Origin of the sequence: Pelomicrobium sp. G1, from assembly GCF_051905455.1 — a bacterium.
Classification (GTDB): Bacteria; Pseudomonadota; Gammaproteobacteria; order Burkholderiales; family UBA6910; genus Pelomicrobium.
The window spans coordinates 1-325 of record NZ_JBQACR010000221.1; the positions used below are offsets into that span (position 1 = coordinate 1).

Here is a 325-nt window from a genome sequence, read left to right on the forward strand (position 1 = left end):
GTGGTGGGCTTCGAGCCGGCAAAGCTCGCCATCGCCATGAACAAGGCCTTCCTCGCGGTGAACGGCGGCCAGGGGGCCGCTTACGCCCGGGTGCGGGAACTGGTGGCCCAGTTGACCGAGACCGTGGTGAACGCGCTTCAAAGGCGCCAGCCCGGCGGCGGCACGTTCCACATCGAGGACATCCAGGACCAGGGGGAGCTGGCCCTCATGCGCGCCGGCGAGCACGCCGTGGCGCGAGCCTATGTCCTCTACCGTGAGGAGCGAGCTCGGGAGCGTGCCCGGCAGAAACAGGCGGGGGAGGCGCCGGCGCTGCACGTGGTGGAGG

Annotated in this window: 1 protein-coding gene; it reads left to right on the plus strand. The window is 70.8% G+C overall.

All coding sequences use genetic code 11. The features are described 5' to 3' along the window. A partial coding sequence (locus ACTFO6_RS18260; protein WP_439935804.1) for an ATP cone domain-containing protein occupies nucleotides 1-325 on the plus strand: 325 nt, incomplete at both ends.